This is a genomic window from Salinibacterium sp. NG22 (assembly GCF_015864925.1).
GTDB lineage: Bacteria > Actinomycetota > Actinomycetes > Actinomycetales > Microbacteriaceae > Rhodoglobus.
This window is the reverse complement of sequence record NZ_JADYWG010000001.1, coordinates 121,745-138,858: the sequence shown is the minus strand read 5'-3', so window position 1 is coordinate 138,858 and position 17,114 is coordinate 121,745. Positions and strand designations below refer to the sequence as shown.

General features: G+C 59.6%; 13 protein-coding genes. 5 read left to right on the top strand and 8 right to left on the bottom strand.

Annotated features, from left to right (window positions below):
* Positions 1-42: 42 nt before the first annotated feature.
* Both mraZ and I6E81_RS00705 read right to left on the bottom strand, forming a co-directional pair.
* Positions 43-474: a division/cell wall cluster transcriptional repressor MraZ gene (gene mraZ, locus I6E81_RS00710; RefSeq protein WP_129071303.1), complete on the bottom strand. Its 432-nt coding sequence runs from the start codon at positions 472-474 to the stop codon at positions 43-45.
* A gap of 244 nt (positions 475-718) precedes the next feature.
* Entirely contained in the window at positions 719-1,102 is a 384-nt protein-coding gene (locus I6E81_RS00705) for a DUF3040 domain-containing protein (protein ID WP_197105516.1), read from the bottom strand.
* Between the two features lie 73 nt (positions 1,103-1,175).
* Between I6E81_RS00705 and I6E81_RS00700 the strand changes: the two genes are divergently transcribed.
* Positions 1,176-2,294 carry a polyprenyl synthetase family protein gene (locus I6E81_RS00700; RefSeq protein WP_197105515.1) on the top strand — a complete coding sequence of 373 codons (1,119 nt, stop codon included), beginning with the start codon at positions 1,176-1,178 and terminating at the stop codon, positions 2,292-2,294.
* A gap of 54 nt (positions 2,295-2,348) precedes the next feature.
* On the opposite strand, the gene I6E81_RS00695 is transcribed toward I6E81_RS00700, so the two are convergent.
* A complete protein-coding gene (locus I6E81_RS00695) occupies positions 2,349-2,690 on the bottom strand; it encodes an Rv2175c family DNA-binding protein (RefSeq protein ID WP_197105514.1) in 342 nt (113 codons plus the stop codon).
* 203 nt (positions 2,691-2,893) lie between these two features.
* Here I6E81_RS00695 and I6E81_RS00690 point away from each other — a divergent pair, with 203 nt between their 5' ends.
* Together I6E81_RS00690 and pknB are read left to right on the top strand one after the other, a co-directional pair.
* A complete protein-coding gene (locus tag I6E81_RS00690; RefSeq protein ID WP_197105513.1) occupies positions 2,894-4,336 on the top strand; it encodes a LysM peptidoglycan-binding domain-containing protein in 1,443 nt (480 codons plus the stop codon).
* Positions 4,337-4,394: 58 nt separating this feature from the next.
* Complete coding sequence (gene pknB / locus I6E81_RS00685; RefSeq protein WP_307784069.1) at positions 4,395-6,368, top strand: Stk1 family PASTA domain-containing Ser/Thr kinase; 1,974 nt, start codon at positions 4,395-4,397, stop codon at positions 6,366-6,368.
* 117 nt (positions 6,369-6,485) lie between these two features.
* Here pknB and I6E81_RS00680 read toward each other — a convergent pair whose 3' ends face one another.
* Positions 6,486-7,856: a class II 3-deoxy-7-phosphoheptulonate synthase gene (locus I6E81_RS00680; RefSeq protein ID WP_307783887.1), complete on the bottom strand. Its 1,371-nt coding sequence runs from the start codon at positions 7,854-7,856 to the stop codon at positions 6,486-6,488.
* A 141-nt stretch (positions 7,857-7,997) separates the two neighbouring features.
* Complete coding sequence (locus I6E81_RS00675) at positions 7,998-8,681, bottom strand: 1-acyl-sn-glycerol-3-phosphate acyltransferase (protein WP_197105512.1); 684 nt, start codon at positions 8,679-8,681, stop codon at positions 7,998-8,000.
* Positions 8,682-8,842: 161 nt separating this feature from the next.
* Between I6E81_RS00675 and I6E81_RS00670 the strand changes: the two genes are divergently transcribed.
* A complete protein-coding gene (locus I6E81_RS00670; RefSeq protein ID WP_197105511.1) occupies positions 8,843-10,666 on the top strand; it encodes a long-chain fatty acid--CoA ligase in 1,824 nt (607 codons plus the stop codon).
* A 139-nt stretch (positions 10,667-10,805) separates the two neighbouring features.
* On the opposite strand, the gene I6E81_RS00665 is transcribed toward I6E81_RS00670, so the two are convergent.
* The 3 genes from I6E81_RS00665 to I6E81_RS00655 form a co-directional block, all read right to left on the bottom strand.
* Complete coding sequence (locus tag I6E81_RS00665; protein ID WP_197105510.1) at positions 10,806-11,297, bottom strand: peptide deformylase; 492 nt, start codon at positions 11,295-11,297, stop codon at positions 10,806-10,808.
* 4 nt (positions 11,298-11,301) lie between these two features.
* Entirely contained in the window at positions 11,302-12,627 is a 1,326-nt protein-coding gene (locus I6E81_RS00660; protein WP_197105509.1) for a MinD/ParA family protein, read from the bottom strand.
* 108 nt (positions 12,628-12,735) lie between these two features.
* Entirely contained in the window at positions 12,736-16,140 is a 3,405-nt protein-coding gene (locus I6E81_RS00655; RefSeq protein ID WP_197105508.1) for a pyruvate carboxylase, read from the bottom strand.
* Between the two features lie 121 nt (positions 16,141-16,261).
* Here I6E81_RS00655 and I6E81_RS00650 point away from each other — a divergent pair, with 121 nt between their 5' ends.
* Positions 16,262-17,068: a ParA family protein gene (locus I6E81_RS00650; protein ID WP_197105507.1), complete on the top strand. Its 807-nt coding sequence runs from the start codon at positions 16,262-16,264 to the stop codon at positions 17,066-17,068.
* The last annotated feature ends 46 nt before the right edge of the window (positions 17,069-17,114 follow it).

Here is a 17,114-nt window from a genome sequence, read left to right as displayed (position 1 = left end):
GAAGAAAATCAGGGCGTTCGGCTGGGAGTCAGCGTCGAAGAGCTAGAAGAGTCCCGGAATCACCTCCTCGGTGGTGTTGACGAAATCGGCCTCGGTGGCCTCGTAGTAGTTGTTCCAGGCTTCGGTGTCCCAGATTTCAGCGCGGTTACCCGCACCGATCACAGTCAGGTCTCGCCCTAATCCGGCGTACTCACGTAGCCCAGCGGGGATCGTTACCCGGTGCTGCTTGTCAGGCGTCTCTTGGTTTGCACCAGAAAGAAAGAGACGCAAAAAATCGCGCCCCTGCTTGCTCGTGACAGGCGCCTTGCGAATCGCCTCGTGCATTACTTCGAACTCGCGCTGGCTGAAGACGTAGAGGCAACGTTCTTGGCCACGAGTGACCACGACGCCGGACGCGAGCTCCTCGCGAAACTTCGCCGGAAGGATGATGCGGCCCTTGTCGTCGAGCTTGGGGGCGTAGGTGCCTAGAAACACGGCGCCCTCCCCTCAATCTCCGGCCCGGATTCTGGTTGCCTCCACTTTACTCCACTTTCAACCACATATCTAAGGTTTTCGCGCACATTGCGTAAAAGTTATCCACAGAGGCCAATGAATACAAGGAAACTAGGGGTGGAGGAAAATGGAGCAGAATCGACCGAATATACGTTTCCAACCCCGTTCTGGGCACAAAAAAAGGACCAGCCCGAAGGCTGGTCCTTGAAAGTGGAGAAGGTTGGAGTTAGCTATTGCCGTCCTGGCGGCGATCCCAACGCTGGTTGATTGTGTCCATAAATGACGTGCCGCGCTTGGCGGAGCGGCCCGATGAAGCCGACGACGGCTCCGGTACTTCGTGGTCGTCTCCAGCACGAGGAGGCGCCACGAAAAGCAGAACACCAACGAACATGACGACGAACCCAAGCACGCCCACGAGAGGCTGCTGAATGATCACGCCTGTCAACAATGCAATGATTCCAGCGACCCCGACTAGGACGCCAACAACCATCATTCGATAGTTGGGCTTGCCTTTGCGAGGGCTGACTGCGCTGACGAAATCGGCGTCGTTTTGATAGAGGCTGCGCTCCATCTCATCGAGGGCCCGCTGCTCTTGCTCTGAAAGCGGCATTCCGTTCCCCTCTCTCTGGGATTTACGGCTAGGTCTCTATAGTACGCCCCCATTCACTAGGTAGGCTAGACGAGTGCCTGAGAGTAACCAGTTAGTTGACCTTGTCCAGCTGAAAATCGATGAATTTCTCGCCGAGAAGCGCAATGAGCTTGACGCAATCGCCCCCGAGTTGACCGCCCTCACCGACGTTGGTAGCGCGCTCTTGTCTGGCGGCAAGCGTTTTCGGGCGCTTTTTTGCTACTGGGGATGGCAGGCAGTCGCCGGGCTCGCCTCGTCTGATGACCCGTTTGCTGAGAACTCCGTGAGTAAAGACCTCACGGGCGTACTGCTGTCAGCCTCCGCCCTCGAGCTCTTCCACGCCGCAGCGCTCGTTCACGACGACATCATGGATCGCTCCGACACCCGCCGCGGTGCGCCTTCAGCCCATCGTCGCTTCGAGAAGATGCACCTCGACGGCGGATGGAGCGGCAACGCCGAGGCGTATGGAGAGTCATCCGCACTCCTGCTTGGTGATCTACTCCTGGGCTGGAGCGACGAGCTCTTGGGCCGTGGGATCGCGACACTCCCCCGCCCTTCGGCTTTGGCCGCGCGTAAGGAATTCATGACGATGCGCACGGAGGTCATGGCCGGGCAGTTCTTGGACATCCATGATGAAAGCGCATGGGCAAGCTACCCCGAGTCAGAAGCCCTTGACCGTGCGCAGCGCGTCTTGATCTACAAGTCTGCGAAGTACAGCGTTGAGGCCCCTCTTGCGCTTGGCGCCAGCCTGGGCGCCGGCACTGACGAACAAATGGCCACTCTTCGCGCCTTCGGTTTACCTCTCGGCGTTGCTTTCCAGCTGCGCGACGACGTGCTTGGTGTTTTCGGTGACCCGGAAGTGACGGGCAAGCCCGCCGGCGACGATCTTCGTGAAGGCAAGCGCACCGCCATCATCGCAATCGCTCGCGAAAAACTCTCGAAGAGCGCCAACGCCATCCTTGACGAACTGCTGGGTGACCCCGATCTCAGCGATGAGCAAGTGAACATGATTCGTTCGACGCTCGAAGAGTCGGGCGCCGTCGCGAAGGTTGAGAAGGCGATCTCGCGCAATCTCGAACGTGCGTGTGAGGCAATCGAGAACGCGGACCTTGCACCGACAGCGCGCGCACGCCTACTCGAGCTGGCCGAAGCGGCGACTACGAGATCGTTCTAGAGCGCTGGTGCGCAAGCGCACCGCGCAGCTAGTGATCTGGCGCGCTACGAGATCTTAGAAGCCGAGGGCCTGAGCGACGCGGCGGACTTCGGCCTTACGTCCAGCCCGGAGTGCTTCAACCGGCGCTACACCCAAACTCGGCTCGCTCGAAAGCAACCAGTTCATTGACTCATCGAGCGAGAAGCCCGCGTCAGAAAGCACGACAACGGTTCCCCTGAGCTCGCGCAGCGGCGCTCCGTCGACGATGAACACGTCGGGAACCTGCCACACTCCATCGATTTTGCTCGCGAGGAGAGCGCCTTCTTCAATGAGGCGACGCACTTGGCTCACCTTGAGCCCGAGAAGCTCGGTGAGGTCTGGAACAGTAAGCCAGTTGATGGTGGGTGATTCAGTCACACCTTAAGACTGCCACGACACTGGAGTTAAACCTGACAGTTCGCACGGCATACCCAGAATATTCACTAGCAACTTAGGTAACACCAGTCACATTGGCAACACCAGCCACAATGGTTGACACTAATAAGCTTCTGTGACAGCGTTGAGCCGGTGATCTCAGTGATCGCATGTACCTTCTCGGGGCCGGGAGCAGGAAGAACGCTATGACACACTTCATGATGGACGACACAGACAGCATTGCTGCGACCGTTTTTGCGGGGCTAGTGCCCGCACACGCAGTCGACACGCCTGATCGCGCTCGACGGATCGCCCAGCAGCGCTCCCGCATGAACCGCAGCGTCATGAACACGGTTCCTGTTCTCCTGGTTGGGTCCCTTGCCGCTGCGACCTTCAACCTCACCGGGCCCGTCGAACCGGTCAACGCCAGGACGCCTGATGACCCCCGGCTCTCCACTGAACGTGCCACTAAGCCTTCTCGTGTGACGACTCCCACGATCAGCGAGGCTTCGACAACGATCATCGGGCCCGCTCCGGCGAGCTACCGCGTTGCCGAAGGCGACACCGTCAGCGACATCGCTTCTCGCTATGGCCTCTCTACAGCATCCGTTCTGGCGCTGAATGGGTTGAGCTGGTCGTCAATGATCTTTCCCGGCCAGGAACTCAAGCTGACCAAGGATGTCGTCAACACCGTTCCCAGCGTGAACCACGTCAAGACCACCAATGGTCAGTACACAATCGTCGCTGGTGACACGATCAGCGGCATCTCGCACAAGTTTGGCGTCTCGACGATCTCGGTGATGTCGGCAAATGGCCTCGGCTGGTCGAGCATCATCTACCCGGGTCAATTGCTGATTATTCCCGGGAACTTGAGCTCTCCCACGCAAGAAACCGAAGAATACGATTTCACTGCGGATGAGGACGACGCCCCGAGCGACAGCGCTTCTTCGGCAGAGAGCGAGGATGCCGCAGAGGCTCCAGTCGAAGTTGTGGTTGAAGCGCCGGCGCCGGTAGTTGAACCAGAGCCAGCACCGGTAGCCGAAACGGCCCCCGTCGAAGGAAGCACCTACCTCGTTGTTTCTGGCGACACCGTATCGTCGATCGCATCACGCGTCGGCATCTCGACTCAAGCGCTACTCGACGCAAACGGCCTGTCATCGTCAACCGTTATCTTTATCGGCGACAAACTGACGATTCCCTCATCGAGTTCTGTGCCGGCCAGCACAGGTGGAAGTGTCACCTACCTCAACTCCGAGATGCGGGCGAACGCAGAAGTCATCATTCAAGTCGGTCGCGATCTTGGCGTTTCCGACTATGGCATCACTATTGCCCTCGCGACTGCGATGCAAGAGTCGAGCCTACGCAACCTCACCTGGGGCGATCGCGACTCCGTTGGTCTCTTCCAGCAGCGCCCAAGCTCAGGCTGGGGAACTGTCAGCCAACTCACGACACCTTCCTATGCTGCGAAACTTTTTTACGGCGGACCGAGCAACCCAAATAAGGGAATCACGCGCGGATTGCTGGAGATCTCAGGCTGGCAGAACATGAGCGTAACGAAAGCGGCACAGGCCGTGCAGATCTCAGCTCACCCGGATGCCTACGCAAAATGGGAGACTTCCGCCCGATCTTGGCTAGAACAGCTCGGCTAAGAGCCAGAACAGCCGTGTCTAGCGGCACTCTCGAAGCTCAGAACTTTAGACTCTGAAGGTGAATGCGAACTCTACTGATCCGATGATCGGCCGTCTGCTCGACGGTCGGTATCAGATTCGTTCGCGGATCGCGCGCGGCGGCATGGCAACCGTGTACCTTGCTACTGACCAGCGTCTCGAGCGCAAAGTCGCCATCAAGGTCATGCACGGTCACCTTGCTGACGACAGCAAGTTCAAGGAACGCTTCGTGCAAGAGGCTCGATCCTCAGCGCGGCTAGCCCACCCCAACGTCGTCAACGTCTTCGATCAAGGCCAAGACAGCGATATGGCCTACTTGGTGATGGAATACCTGCCTGGCATCACGCTGCGCGATCTGCTGCTGGAACACCGCATCCTCACTACCGAGCAGACGCTCGACATTATGGAAGCCGTGCTCGCCGGCCTCGCCGCCGCCCACAAAGCTGGCATCGTTCACCGCGACCTCAAACCAGAGAACGTCTTGCTCGCCGACGACGGCCGCATCAAGATTGCTGACTTCGGACTAGCGCGCGCCGCTAGCGCCAACACCGCCACCGGCGCCTCGCTGCTCGGCACAATCGCGTATCTCTCCCCCGAACTGGTGACTCGTGGACTGGCAGACACCCGCAGCGACATCTACGCCGTCGGCATCATGATGTACGAAATGCTCGTAGGCGAGCAGCCTTTCAAGGGCGAGCAGCCCATGCAGATCGCTTACCAGCACGCCAATGACGCCGTGCCGAGCCCGAGTTCACGCAACCACCTGGTGCCCGCCGAACTCGACGACCTCGTACTGTGGGCTACCGCGCGCGAGCCGGACGACCGCCCCAAAGACGCACGCGTGCTGCTCGACCAGCTGTACCAAACGCACAGCTCACTCATGACCGCCCTGCCGCCCACGGCATCCACCGCAGTACAACGAACGATGGTGCTCCCGAGCGCGCCGGCAGAAGAACCACAGAACTCGACGGCAGACACCCAGGTGTTCGGCGCAGAACTTCAGCAGGTTGCAGCTCCGGCTCCTACCCAAGTGTCCGAGAACACCACCACCCTGTCGACACGAGCCACGAAACGAAAGTCACGCGGCTGGTGGCTGCTCATCCTCATCGTTCTACTCGTCGGCGGTGCAGCCGGTGCTGGCTGGTACTTCGGGGCTGGCCCTGGCTCACAAGTGACGATTCCTGACAGCATCCGCAATGCAACGCCGGAAGAAGCCCAAGCAATCTTGGAAGATCTCGGGCTTGTTGTCAGTGATGAACTTGGCGAAACCTACGACCCCGTAGTCGCGGTCGATCTTGTGGCGAACTCAGCTCCCGAAGTGGGTGCGAGTGTGCCGAATGGCTCTCCCGTGCAGTTGCTGATCTCGCAAGGTCCCCGACCGCTCGCTGTGCCTGACTTCTCTGGAATGACGGAAGAAGAAGCGCGTGCTGCTATCGAAGCAGCCCCCTTCACTCTCGTAGAGCCCATCATCAAACAGTTCGATAGCGATATCGCCGCCGGTCTCGTCGTTGATGCACTTGGTGCAGACTCTGTATCAATTCTCGGAGCCGAAAACTACGGTGAGCTTCAAGACGTAACCCTCGTCATCTCCGCAGGCTCGCTGCCCGATGTCACGTGCTCTACCGTCGACGAAGCAACGCAAACTCTTGCCGGCGTCGGGCTGAACGCGGAGACCGGCATCGAAGTGTTTAGCGATTGCCAAGAAGGCAGCGTCGTAGCCATCGACTCCGAAAAGAACGCGGATGGTGTTCCCCGCACATTCCGCGAAGGCGACACTGCGACTCTCATCACCTCGAAGGGCCCTGACCTCGTGCAGGTTCCTGACGTTTCTGGAGAGACAATCAACGGTGCCATCGCAGAGCTCGAGGAACTCGACTTCATCGTCAACGTCGAGACCGACCTGCCGCAGGGGTTCTGGGGGTCCGGCCTCGCCATAGTTTCCGGCACTGACCCATCAGCGGGCGAGGCGATCAAGCGCGGCTCTGAAGTCACCGTTTACGGTCCGCAGATCTAGCTACGGTTCCCGCCACTGCACCAAGTGGGCTGTGGCTCACTACACCGCGAAAAACGCCCGCCACCCGTGACGCTCTCCTGAGAGAGAGTGTGGGGATGGCGGGCGTTTTCAGTGATGCTAGAAAGCGCGAAGCTCCTCGGCTACCAAGAAAGCGAGTTCAAGCGACTGCATGTGGTTGAGTCGCGGGTCACACAGCGACTCGTAGCGAGTTGCGAGAGTAGCCTCATCGATCTGCTCCGAACCGCCCAGGCACTCCGTGACATCGTCGCCGGTGAGCTCAATGTGGATACCGCCGGGGTAGGTTCCCGCAGCGCGGTGCGACTCAAAGAAGCCCTTGACCTCATCAACAACATCGTCAAAGCGACGTGTCTTGTAGCCAGTGGGTGTGGTGAGCCCGTTGCCGTGCATCGGGTCGGTGATCCACAGCGGCGTCGCGTCCATCTCCTTGATGGCCTCAAGCAGCGGCGGAAGCGCATCGCGAACCTTGCCAGCACCCATGCGGGTAATGAAGGTCAGACGGCCGGGCTCGCGCTCAGGGTCAAGCTTGTCGATGAGCTGCTTCATGGTCTCGGGCGTCGTAGTCGGACCGAGCTTGACGCCAATCGGGTTACGCAGTCGCGAGAAGTAGTCGATGTGAGCACCATCGAGGTCGCGCGTGCGCTCCCCGATCCACAAGAAGTGGGCGCTCGTGTTGTACGGCGTGCCAGTGCGCGAATCAATGCGCGTCATCGGACGCTCGTAGTCCATGAGGAGACCCTCGTGACTCGAGTAGAACTCGGTGCGCTTGAGCTCGTCGAAGTCAGCGCCTGCCGCCTCCATGAAGCGCACAGCCTTGTCGATCTCTTTAGCGAGGCTTTCGTACTGGCGATTCGCCGGGTTAGCAGCGAAGCCCTTGTTCCATGAGTGCACCTGGCGAAGGTCAGCAAATCCACCCTGCGTGAACGCACGGATGAGGTTCAGTGTCGACGCTGCCGTGTGGTAACCCTCAACCAGACGGGCGGGGTCAGCAGTGCGAGACTCCGGCGTGAAGTCGTAACCATTAACGATGTCGCCGCGGTAGGCCGGCAACGTCACGTCGCCGCGCGTCTCAGAATCACTCGAGCGAGGCTTAGCAAACTGGCCAGCCATGCGGCCCATCTTCACGATGGGCTTCGAAGCGCCATACGTGAGGACTACAGCCATCTGCAGAATCGTCTTAACACGATCACTAATCTGCTGCGCGGTCGCGCCCGCGAAAGTCTCGGCGCAGTCACCGCCCTGCAGCAAGAATGCCTCACCCTGAGCTGCGCGCGCGAGGCGCGTACGCAGACGATCTACTTCGCCCGCGAAAACGAGGGGCGGCAGCGACGCAATCTTGCTGGAGGCTTCGCCAACGGCGTCGGCATCCGGCCATTGCGGCTGCTGCTTGATGGGGAGGGTGCGCCAGTTGTCTAGCCCCGCAAGCACGGCGGGATCAGCGAGCACGACTGGTTCTGACGGGTCGACCACGAGGAGTTTCCTTCATACAATTACTGCGAAAATGAACGGGTTTGTGACCCACTACGAGCCTACCGGCACAAGTGGGTGCTGAGTGTCACCGTTACGGCACTGCTCCACGGTGAGGTGTTGCACCACATAACCGACCGGCTGCTACCGACGAGCGGCGCGATCCTTCACTGATGTTGCGTAGACATCGACGTACTCTTGACCGCTGATGCGGTTGAGTTCATACATGATCTCGTCGGTAATCGAACGAAGGATGAACCGGTCACCCTCCATCCCTTCGAAACGGCTGAAGTCGAGGGGCTCACCGAACACAATTCCGATGCGGCCCATACGAGGGATCTTCGTGCCGATCGGCATCACTTTTTCGGTGTCGATCATGGCGACGGGAACAACAGGCACGTGGCCTTCAAGAATCATGCGTGCGACGCCGGTGCGGCCGCGATACATTTTTCCGTCGGGGCTGCGCGTTCCCTCGGGATAGATGCCGAGCACCTCTCCGCGAGCCAACACGGCTAAGCCCGTGTTCAAGGATGCTTCTGATGCTTTTCCGCCGGAACGGTCGATCGGCAACATGCCCGTGCCATTGAAGAAGGCACGCGAGAGCCAGCCCTTGATGCCTCGGCCAGTGAAATAGTCACTCTTGGCGAGAAAGAAGATGCGGCGGTCCATGATGAGCGGCAAGAACACCGAGTCGATGAACGACAGATGATTGCTAGCCAGAATGACGCCACCCTTGCGCGGGACGTTCTCCAGACCGGAAACCCACGGACGGAAGACGGTCTTCAAGATGGGACCGGCAACCAGATTCTTCATAAACCAATAGAACATGGCACCTCAATTCCTCGTCGCGGGACTCCCCACTCTACCGTTTGCCGGAACGTACCCCACAAACGGGTGCAAATTTTCTCCCGCGCCAATGCGCACGTGGTTAGGCGTGCCTGACCTCGCTAGAGTGGAGTAGACCACCTACCGGTGCCAAAGGAGTTGCCGTGAAACAGTTTGATGTACCAGCCATAGTTGAGGCTGACCCGGAAGCAAACGCTACCGATCTTTTGATGGATCGCGTTGCGGCCACACCCAATAACGCGTTGTTCTCGCTCCCCACCGCCAATGGTGGCTGGAGCGATGTGACTTCGTCAGAGTTTCTTACCCAAGTGAAAGCCCTGGCCAAGGGACTCGTCGCTGCTGGCATTGAGCCCGGCGACAAAATTGGCCTCATGTGCAAGACCCGCTACGAGTGGACGCTCATTGACTTCGCGACTTGGTTTGCGGGCGCAGTGCTCGTGCCAATTTACGAGACCAGCTCGCCCAGCCAGATTCTGTGGAACATCACGGACTCCGGCGCAACAGGGATGATCACGGAAACGCCCGATCACTTCGCACGCTTCGACGAGATTCGTGCCGACGTGCCGGGCATCGCCAATCTGTGGCAGATCGATTTGGGAGACCTCGACAAACTCGCCAAGTCGGGTACCGACGTCAGTGACGACGAGATCGAACGTCGCCGCAATCTGGCCAAGGGCTCCGATCTCGCGACGCTGATCTACACCTCGGGAACTACTGGAAAGCCCAAGGGCTGCATCATCACGCACTCCAACTTTGTTGAGCTGTGCCGCAACTCGCAAAAGGCGATCCCCGAGGTCGTCAACCCCGATTCGAGCACGCTGCTCTTTATTACGACAGCGCACATCTTTGCTCGCTTCATCTCGATCCTCTGCGTCCACGGCGGCGTCAAGGTCGGCCACCAGCCTGATACCAAGTTGCTGCTGCCCTCGATGGCGTCGTTCAAGCCGACGTTCCTCCTGGCTGTGCCGCGGGTATTCGAGAAGGTCTACAACTCTTCCGAGCAGAAGGCCGAAGCTGGCGGCAAGGGCAAGATCTTTCGCAAAGCTGCCGATGTCGCGATCGCACACTCGAAGGCACTCGATGAGGGACACGTGCCTCTGGGTCTCAAGATCCAATTCGCTGTCTTCGACCGTCTCGTGCTCTCCAAGATTCGCGCAGCACTCGGCGGGCGCGTTAAGTACGCGGTCTCCGGATCCGCGCCACTCGGATTGCGTCTCGGTCACTTCTACCGCAGCCTCGGCCTCACGATCCTCGAGGGTTATGGGCTCACCGAGACCACGGCGCCGATTTCGGTGAACAAGCCGTCCAACTTCAAGATCGGCAAGGTCGGCCCGCCGCTCCCCGGCGTTTCGGTGCGGATTGCCGAAGACGGTGAGATTCAGGCCAAGGGCGTGTGCGTCTTCGAGGGGTACTGGAACAACCAGGCTGCCACCGACGACGTCTTTGAAGACGGCTGGTTCAAGACCGGAGACATCGGTCAGTTCGACGAAGATGGATACCTCGAGATCACCGGTCGCAAGAAGGAAATCATTGTGACCGCCGGAGGTAAGAACGTTGCTCCCGCAGCACTCGAAGACCCCATCCGCGCAAACCCGATCATCGGCCAGGTAATCGTCGTGGGTGAACAGCGTCCGTTCATTTCGGCCCTTGTCACTCTTGATGAAGAAATGCTGCCCGTGTGGCTCGCCAACAATGGGCTCGATGCAACCTGGACGTTGGAGCAGGCGGCGAAAAATCCCGCCGTCCTCGCCGAAGTCCAGCGTGCGATCGACGTGGGAAACTCCCGCGTCTCTCGTGCCGAGTCGATTCGTAAGTTCCACATCCTCGATGCGGACCTCACCGAGGAGAGCGGTCACCTGACGCCCAAGATGAGCATCAAGCGGAATGTGATTCTGGCTGACTTCGCCGATGTGATCGAGTCACTGTACTCAAACTCGCCTGCGACAGAAGGAATCTCACTGAAGTAGCACGACAATCGTTGAAGGCCCCGTCATACGCAAGTATGGCGGGGCCTTTGTCGCGTAGATCCCCCACAGCATGCGCTAGCGGGCGCACTCGATTGCACGCCCTTTCTCGAAGCGAGAGGGCGCGTGACGCGGGTGAGGTTTAGTACCAGGGTGCCTGACGGATGGCGCGCATCGCTTCGCGCTTAGCCTCAGGTTCGAGGCCCTCGATATACAAATGGCCATCGAGATGATCCGTCTCGTGCTGCAGCGCTTGGGCCATAAGCCCTTCGCCGCTGAGCTCAACAGGCTCGCCCGCGAGATCGACTCCGGTCACTCTGGCGAAGGGATAGCGGCGACGCAGGAAATAGAAGCCGGGCACAGATAAGCAGCCCTCATCCACCAGCTCCGACTCCCCCGAGACTTCGGCAAGCACCGGGTTGATGATGTAGCCGATATCGCCATCGATGTTGTAGCTGAATGCGCGCAAGCCGACGCCGATTTGGTTAGCGGCGAGCCCGGCGCGGCCGGGCAGCTTGACCGTCTCAATGAGGTCGTCGATGAGCGCAGCAGCACGGGCATCACCGATAACAATGGGATCGCATGCTGAGCGAAGGACGGGATCGCCAAACAGGCGAATCTCACGAACAGCCATAGTGTCAGTTAGCCCGAACTGCGGGAAGACCATCCATGACAACCGCCGCGAGTTCGCGAGCAGCAGCCTTGGTCAACCGGTTGAGGTCACGGTAGTGAACGACCGATCCCGTAGCCAAGCTGGGGTCGTAGGGCACGCGAACGATCTCACGAACGCGCGACTTGAAGTGAGCCTCGATCTCCTCAAGCTTCACCAAGTTGGTGCCCTGAGTGGCGGTGTTGATAGCCACGACAGCATTCTTGACGAGATCTTCGTGCCCATTGGATTCGAGCCACGTGAGAGTCTCTGATGCGAGACGCGCTTCGTCGACGCTGCCACCGGAAACGATGACAATCGAGTCAGCACGCTGCAGCGTTGCCCGCATCACCGAGTGAACAATTCCGGTTCCACAGTCAGTGATGGCAACCGAATAGAAACGTTCGGCCATATCGGCAACGACGTTGTAGTCGTTTTCGTCAAATGCTTCTGACACGTGCGGGTCAGTGTCGGATGCCAAAACGTCGAGACGAGTCTCGTCACGAGACACCACTGTTTGGAATTCGCTAAACGTATGGAGCGACTCTGCACGCATCACGACATCGCGAACCGTTGCACGGGTTTGCTTATCGATTCGCTCGGCAAGCGTTCCGCGGTCGGGGTTGGCGTCGATCGCAATAATGCGGTCCTCGCGGGTATCTGCCAACGCCATCCCAAGAAGGGCTGTGATGGTGGTCTTACCGACCCCGCCCTTGCGGGTGAGAACAGGGACGAAACGCGTTCCACCGACGAAAGTCTTGGTAACACGAGCCTCAAGAGCCTTGCGCTCTTTCACGCGGTACGAATCGCCGAGGTTCACAAGATGGAACGTCGCAGCGTAAACGAGTTCTTGGAAGAATCCCTCGGGTGCTGCGGTGCGATTCTTCTTGCCAGGCTTGATCAGGCGCTCAGCGGTCAGCATCGTCGCCGTCTCTGGCGTCGTCGCGCGAACCTCGGTGCGCTGGCGACCGCGACGAGTCGTCGGGCGGTCTGCCGGTGGCAGCTCCGGAATAACAGCCACCTCGGGCACGGACTCGGGCGGGATAGTCACGACCGACTCCGGCGCAAACGTAATTGTGGTGGTTGCCATGGTTGCGACATCCACTTGATGAGCGTTGACAGCAACATCGTCGATCGCCACGGCAGCTTCATGCTCGGGCGTCTCGCGAACAGCGACCGGCAGCGAGAGCGTGAACGTCACGTTATCGGGGTTCGGAGCCTGCTCGACTGTCGACTCCTTCGCATCGTGATCGGTCGACGTATCGCGCTCGTCGACGGACGGCTGCACATCAGGTTCATTGCGCTTCGTAGTCACGTATCGATCCCCTCCAGAAAGCAAACACACCACTTTACCGCGTTAACGAGCGAGACGTGACCGATGTGCTTACAACGATCACGTCCCTACCCTACAAACTTCTGCGGATTAGCTGGGTTCGATTTCCACAAGCAAGTCGCCGCCGTCTACCTGCTGCGTCTTCGGAATGGCCAATCGCTTGACCGTTCCTGCAACGGATGCCGTGATTGCGGCTTCCATCTTCATCGCTTCGATCGAAGCCACAGTGTCGCCAACGGCAACGGTTGCGCCCTCTTCTACCTGCAACGTGACAACGCCGGAGAACGGTGCCGCGACGTGTCCAGGCTTAGACGCATCAGCCTTCTCAGCCGCAGTCGAGTCGACCTTGATGCTCTGATCGCGAATGAACACCGGACGCAACTGGCCATTGAGGGTCGCCATTACTGTGCGCATACCCTTCTCGTCAGCTTCACCGATCGCTTCGAGACCGACGAACAATTGCACGCCCTTCTCGATCTCGACAACGTGCTCGTGACCCTGCTGGATGCCGTAGAGGTAATCCTTGCTATCGAGGGCCGACAAGTCGCCATAGGTTTCGCGAGCCGTCTCAAAGATCTGGGTGGGACCAGCGAACAGCAACCGGTTGAGCGCTGAGCGTCGTTCCTGAGGTTCGCCATCGAGCGCGGCCTGATCGTCAGCACTGATTTCCTCAATGCCGATCTTGACGTTGCGCCCCTTCAGCACCTTCGAGCGGAAGGGCTCAGGCCAGCCACCGGGCAGTTCGCCCAATTCGCCAGCCATGAAGCCAATCACCGAATCAGGGATGTCGTACTTGTCGGGGTTCTCTTCGAAGTCGGCAGGATCGGCGTGCGCCGCTGCTAGAGCCAGCGCAAGGTCACCGACGACCTTCGACGACGGGGTGACCTTCGGCGGACGGCCGAGCATCTTGTTGGCCGCAGCGTAAAGGTTCTCGATTGTCTCGAACTGGTCAGCGAGACCCAGCGCAATCGCTTGCTGACGCAGGTTCGACAGTTGACCACCCGGAATTTCGTGGTGGTAGACCCGCCCTGTCGGACCGGGAAGGCCCGATTCGAACGGCGCGTAGGCGTGACGCACTGCCTCCCAGTAGGGCTCAAGATCGGAGACGGCGTCAAGCGAGATGCCCGTATCGCGTTCGGTGTGGGCGAGAGCCGCGACCAAAGCCGACATGGATGGCTGGCTAGTCGTTCCTGCCATTGGAGCGCTCGCGACATCCACTGCGTCTGCACCGGCACGGGATGCCGCCAGCAGGGTAGCCAGCTGGCCGCCTGCCGTGTCGTGAGTGTGAACGTGCACCGGAGCATCGAAACGCTCACGCAAGGCCGTTACAAGCTTCTCAGCGGCTTCCGCCCGCAAGAGACCAGCCATGTCCTTGATCGCGAGCACATGGGCGCCGCTCTCCATGATCTGGTCGGCAAGCGTGAGGTAGTAGTCGAGCGTGTAGAGATCCTCATTCGGGTCAAGCAAGTCACCCGTGTAGCAGAGGGCAACTTCAGCAACAGCAGTGCCCGTGTTCAGCACAGCATCAATCGCCGGTCGCATCTGCGAAACATCGTTGAGCGCGTCAAAGATGCGGAAGATATCGACACCGGTATCAGCGGCCTCACGTACGAAGGCATCCGTAACTTCGGTCGGATACGGCGTGTAGCCAACCGTATTGCGACCGCGCAACAGCATCTGGATCGCCACGTTCGGCAGAGCTTCGCGCATGGACGCGAGACGCTCCCACGGGTCTTCAGCGAGGAAGCGCAGAGCGACGTCATACGTTGCTCCACCCCATGCTTCGACCGAGAGCAATTCTGGCGTCATGCGAGCCACGTGTGGCATTACCGCGACAAGGTCACGAGTGCGCACTCGAGTGGCGAGCAACGACTGGTGGGCGTCGCGGAAAGTGGTTTCGGTCACGGCAAGCGACTTCTGCTCGCGCAGAGCCGAGGCGAACCCGGCCGGGCCGAGCTCCAACAAACGCTGACGCGACCCCGCCGGAGCTTCTACCGAAAGATCGACCTCGGGCAGCTTCAATTGCGGGCTGATGATGCCAGCGCCATCGCCATTGGGCTGGTTGACCGTCACATCGGCCAACCACGTGAGGATCTTTGTTCCGCGGTCCTTGGAGCGATGCGAGTTGACGAGCCACGGGCGCTCGTCAATGAACGCGGTGCTCAAATCGCCCGCAATGAACTCGGGGTCATCGAGCACACCCTGAAGGAACGGGATGTTCGTGGTCACTCCGCGAAGGCGGAACTCAGCGAGTCCACGGCGGGCGCGACGCACAGCCGACGCGAAGTCGCGTCCACGGCACGTCATCTTGACGAGCATCGAGTCGAAGTGCGGAGAAATCTGTGAACCAGCAGAAACCGTTCCACCATCCAGACGGATGCCGGCACCGCCAGGCGAGCGGTAGGTCGTGATTTTGCCAGTGTCGGGTCGGAACCCGCTGGCCGGGTCTTCGGTCGTGATGCGGCACTGCAGCGCCGCTCCACGCAGCTTGAGCTCGTCTTGACGCAGCCCTAACTCGTCGAGGGACTCCCCAAACGCGATTCGCATCTGCGATTGCACGAGGTCAACATCGGTGACTTCTTCGGTCACCGTGTGCTCAACCTGGATGCGCGGGTTCATCTCGATGAAGACGTGCTCGCCCTTGCGCTCCCCCGCCGTGTCGAGCAAGAACTCGACTGTGCCGGCATTGACGTAGTCAATTGACTTCGCAAAAGCGATCGCATCGCGGTACATCGCTTGACGCGTGTCTTCGTCGAGGTTTGGTGCCGGTGCGATCTCGACAACCTTCTGGTGACGACGTTGAACCGAGCAGTCACGCTCGAACAAGTGGATGGTGCCGCCATGGGCATCAGCGAGAATTTGGACTTCGATGTGGCGAGGGCGAACAACCGCCTGCTCAACAAACATCGTGGGGTCACCGAAAGCGCTGTCAGCTTCACGCATCGCCTCTTCGAGGGCGCCGCGCAAATCTTCCTTCTTCTCGACACGGCGCATACCGCGCCCTCCGCCGCCAGCTACAGCCTTGGCGAAGACCGGGAAACCAATCTCGTTGGCACCCGCGATGAGTTCATCGAGATCGGTGCTGGCCGGAGTTGACTTGAGAACGGGAACTCCCGCTGCAATTGCGTGTTCCTTGGCCGTGACCTTGTTGCCGGCCATCTCAAGCACCCGGGTCGGCGGTCCGATGAAAGTGATTCCCGCTTCCGCCGCTGCGCGAGCGAGGTCAGGATTCTCCGAAAGAAAGCCATAACCGGGGTAGATCGCGTCGGCGCCGGATTCTTTGGCGACGCGAATAATCTCCGAAACATCGAGGTATGCGCGGACAGGATGCCCCTCCTCACCGATCTGGTAAGCCTCATCAGCTTTCAGACGATGAACCGAATTTCGGTCTTCGTAAGGGAAAACGGCCACAGTTCTTGCCCCGAGCTCGACAGCCGCACGCATTGCGCGGATAGCAATCTCACCTCGGTTGGCAACGAGAATCTTCTTAAACATTCGGTCCTTCCTGACAAAAACCAAGCCTAGAGTGATTGAACTCTGGCAGTTTCCTCAAGGGTGCGCAAAAGTTGGCGGTGTTTTAGGTTTCTTAACAGTAGTGAAGGTATCGTCGTTACTCGTGCACGTACTTAGCGTTAGCTCCCTCAAGGGGGGCGTGGGAAAGACGACCGTCACGCTTGGGCTCGCTTCGGCAGCTTTCGCTCGCGGTCTTCGAACTCTCGTCGTCGACCTTGATCCCCAGTCCGATGTTTCGACCGGAATGGACATTGATGTCGCCGGTCACCTCAATGTGGCTGACGTGCTCGCGTCCCCGAAGGAGAAGATCGTGCGTGCCGCGATCGCGCCGAGTGGCTGGACCAGGGGCCGTCCCGGCAAAGTGGATGTGCTGATCGGTTCGCCGTCCGCCATCAACTTCGACGGACCGCACCCCAGCATCCGCGATATTTGGAAGCTTGAAGAAGCCCTTGCCAATGTCGAAGCTGACTACGACCTCGTGCTCATTGACTGTGCACCATCTCTCAACGCGCTCACCCGCACCGCGTGGGCTGCCAGCGATCGTGTAGCGATTGTTACCGAACCCGGCCTGTTCTCCGTTGCGGCTGCCGACCGAGCCCTCCGCGCGATTGAAGAAATCCGCCGCGGACTCTCCCCTCGCCTTCAGCCGCTCGGCCTCATCGTGAACCGACTGCGTTCGCAGTCGCTTGAGCACCAGTTCCGCATCAAAGAACTACGCGACATGTTTGGACCGCTCGTGCTGTCACCACAGCTCCCCGAGCGCACATCGCTTCAGCAGGCACAGGGTGCCGCGAAGCCGCTCCACGTGTGGCCAGGCGAGAGCGCTCAAGAAATGGCGCGCTACTTTGACCAGCTCCTTGATCGCGTCATGCGTGCGGCACGCATGGGCGAATACAGCAACGGCCAGTAGCGCACATTCGGCTTCACCGAAGCCGGCGTAACGCCGCGGCTGTTAT